General features: G+C 46.1%; 4 protein-coding genes. All 4 read right to left on the reverse strand.

What is annotated here, in order from left to right:
* Positions 1–134: 134 nt before the first annotated feature.
* The 4 genes from WJ238_RS00230 to WJ238_RS00245 all read right to left on the reverse strand — a co-directional run bounded on the left by WJ238_RS00230 (position 135) and on the right by WJ238_RS00245 (position 3,294).
* Positions 135–1,346 carry a tyrosine-type recombinase/integrase gene (locus WJ238_RS00230; protein WP_337605832.1) on the reverse strand — a complete coding sequence of 404 codons (1,212 nt, stop codon included), beginning with the start codon at positions 1,344–1,346 and terminating at the stop codon, positions 135–137.
* Positions 1,347–1,453: 107 nt separating this feature from the next.
* Entirely contained in the window at positions 1,454–1,648 is a 195-nt protein-coding gene (locus WJ238_RS00235) for a DUF6462 family protein (RefSeq protein ID WP_337605833.1), read from the reverse strand.
* Positions 1,649–2,503 (reverse strand): ATP-binding protein, encoded by an 855-nt coding sequence (locus tag WJ238_RS00240; protein ID WP_337605834.1) that lies wholly within the window; start codon positions 2,501–2,503, stop codon positions 1,649–1,651.
* Positions 2,500–3,294, reverse strand: coding sequence for a replication initiator protein A (locus WJ238_RS00245; RefSeq protein WP_337605835.1), 795 nt, complete (start codon positions 3,292–3,294; stop codon positions 2,500–2,502). The genes WJ238_RS00240 and WJ238_RS00245 overlap by 4 nt, the downstream gene beginning before the upstream one ends.
* Between the last annotated feature and the right edge of the window lie 225 nt (positions 3,295–3,519).

Consider the following 3,519-nt stretch of genomic DNA (forward strand, 5'->3'; position numbering starts at 1 on the left):
CCTCCAAAATCCCCTGTAAATTCAAGGAAATCTGAGTTAATTTACTACACCATCAAAAGCAGAAAAATCCGATTTTTTTCATGTTTTTCACCATCATGCCCCTAAAAACTCCATTGCCGGGACAGAAGTTTCCATCACATGATCTGAACCAAATCCATCTTTGCAATCTCTTTTTCAATCCTGGACTGGTCTGTGATGTGGTTATAAACTTCCATCGTGACACTAATGTTCGCATGTCCCATCACATACTGAACGACCTTCATATCCAGATCCGTCTCTGCCATTCGGGTGCAGGCTGTATGTCTGAGAATGTGGGCGGAAATATGAGGCAGCTCTTCCGGCTTTCTCCTCTCCCGCTTTGCCCGCTCATTTTCTTCCTCATTATACGCCTTCACAATATCCCGGAGAATAAAGTTCACGGTAGTCGGCATCATAGGGCGTCCACTCCTGCTCATGAATACGAAATTCGAAAGCCCTTCGATTTTCACATCCCTGGGAATCCCCATCTGAAAATTCAGCCGTCTCTGGGTCTCAAAGGCTTTTGCCACCATCTTGCTCATGGGAATCTCCCGGATCCCGGCTTCTGTCTTCGGCATGGTCACATGAAAATCACACCCGTCTCCATAGTTCTTATAGATCAGCTGATGATTCACGTATACGGTCCTGGTCTTCAGATCCACGTCCTTCCAGGTAAGACCGATCAGTTCTCCACAGCGAAGCCCGGTTCCGATCATCACCTGCAAAAGCGGCAGATAGATATGAAATACCTCACTGTTCTTAACATAGTTCAACAGATTTTTCTGCTGGTCAAAGGACAGGGCGGTGCGTTTCTTTTCCGGTTCTCCATAATCTCCCAGTGTTCTCTTGGCCGGATTCTTCCTGATGATATCATCATCTACAGCCACCTCAAAGCTCGGTAAGATCATATTATGGAGAAACTTGATGGTACTGTGGGAATATTTCTGTTTGCTCAACCGGGAATAAAACAGGCGTACATGAGATGGTCTTACCTGTACCACTTTCATCTGTCCGAGTTCATTCCTCACAAGACTGTTCCACATCCTTCTGTAATTGGCCTGTGTACTCTCTGCCAGCTTTCTGGTATCCATGTGGATCTCAAACAGGTCATTGAGAGTCATGTTCTTGCATTGGGTATCGGTCATAATTCCTTCGCTCTGGTCTTTCTCAATCTCTTTTTCTTTTTTCCTGAGTTCAGCCAGATCCGGAGAGTAAACGGCCAGGCGTCTGCCAGTCCGTTCATCTTTATACCGGTACATATAGAGTCCATCCTTGCGCTGGGATTCCCCGGTCCTCAGATTTCTTCCTCTATTGTCTTTTCTTGCCACAAAACCATTCCTTTCTCTATTTCCACACCTCCCTGTTGTGGGGAATGGTCTTGTCCTGTCAATGAAAAGTATAGCACAAAACCAACCCCACGCACATCCGTGTTCCTCTATTCCGCTATTGCTTCCAGATATTTCTCTACCTTCTGTACGGAGTACAATACCAGGCGGCCGATGGTGATCCGGGCTCCCGCATCTTCCGCAATCTTCCTTGCAGTCATCTGTCCGCAGGAAAGCATAGCGGCCAGACCTTCAATATCCACTGCCAGACGGCAGTTGCTCTCTCTTTCTTTTGTCTGTCTCATTTACCTCATCTCCTCCTTTACTCTTTTCTGCATCCGTCCCAGCTTTTCCTGAGCCGTACGCTTCCGGAAACTCTCCCCTTTAAACTGAACCGGCACGCACATCTCCAGCAGCCGGTCATAAATCCTGGCATGCGCCGTATCCTGCGGATTCTTTAACTCCTGCAGTGTCAGATTGGTCATCGCGATCAGGGGCTTCCCACTCCGATATCTGCCATCGATCACCGCATAGATCTGTTCCAGTCCGTACTCTGTCCCCCGCTCCATTCCAAAATCATCCAGAATCAGCAACGGAACTCTGCACAGATTTTTTATGTATGTGTTCTTCTCTGAAAAATTAGCAGACAGATCATTCAGCACTTCCGCAAAATTGTTCATGCGCACTGCTATCTCCTGTTCCAACAGTGCATTGGCAATACAGCCCGCCAGAAAACTTTTCCCGGTTCCCACTGCTCCCCAGAAGAGGTATCCTATATTTTCCGCCTTCATTGTTTCCCAGTCTTTCACATAAAGCTTTGCAAGCACGGTATTTTCGGAAAGTCCCTTATCATTCTTAAATGTCCATTCCTTCATGGATCTATCCGAGAAACAATGTTCCTTCAATTCTCTGACTACAGCTTCATGACGCTGCTGTTCCCGGTACTGTTCCTCCTCTTTTCTCTTTTGTCTCCGGCACTTACATTCACGCGGATGTTTTTTTATTCCCAAAACTCCGACTTTTTCCTGATTGAAATAAGCCTCCTTCGGTTCATGGCATTGTCCACAATACAGGAGCCCGTCTTCTCCGATGTAATCCTGCCCGGTTCTTTCTCCCTGCTGAATCATGTTCTTTACTGTTTCTTCTACCATCTTGTTCATAGACTGTCCTCCTCACTGCAGGTATAATCCGGAATGTTTTTTACCGGGACTGACCGTTCTGCCCATCTTCTCAAGGTAACAGCATGATCAGCATATTGCTTTCCACTGGAACGCATATAACTGGACAGTTCCTCGATCAGCCTGTCTAATTCCCGGATCTCCTGTTTCAATTCTCCATATTCTGTTTCGGAGAGAAACACATTGTGATATTCGCCATAGGCAGAGCGCGCTTCTCTCTCTTTATTTGTTTGACTATATATCAAGTAACTATTATTTAAGTAATTAGGGGATACTTTTCTATCCATCACAGGGACAGGTTTCTTTCCCTCATAAGTATCATTTTCTTTCCCTTTGAGGGACACTTTTCTTTCCTTCACAGGGAAACTTTTCTTTCCCTCTGCCGGGATTCTGACATACAGCAGATTCGGTTTTGAAAATCCCTGTTTTTTTCTCACCAGAAGTCCGGCTTCTTCCAGTTCATTCAATGCCTTTTTTACAGTCATGTGACTCTTTCTAAGATCGTCAGCCAGATAAGCAATGGGATAAACCACAAAAATGTGGCCTTCCTCATCCTTCCACCCTGTCTTCCTGGAAAGACTGGCCCGATCCAGCAACAGAGCATACAGGACCTTGGCTGTCTGAGTCAGATCCATCCCCAGCAGAAACCGTGGATAAGGAAGATATACCGGAATCTGGGTCTGATCCGTCATGTATACCATCTGATCTTTATTCTTCACATCCATCCTTTTGTTTCTGTCTGATCTTCCGCCGACGGCTTCGCTTGGATTCATAACAGGGACAACAGACAATCACCGTCCGGAAACTCTGCTTGCAGTCTCCAACACATTTCCGGCAGGTGTCATTGTGGGCAACCCGCCCTCTTTCATTGAGAAAAAAAGCCAATTCCTGTTTTCTTTTCTTGCTCATTCTCGGCACAGACATTCCTCCTTCCTGCCATCCTGCCAGTACCTGGTACAGGACAGCGAAATATGGTCACGTTTCGGTATCATTTTTTG

Source organism: Claveliimonas sp., from assembly GCF_037273965.1.
GTDB classification, from domain to species: domain Bacteria; phylum Bacillota; class Clostridia; order Lachnospirales; family Lachnospiraceae; genus Claveliimonas; species Claveliimonas bilis.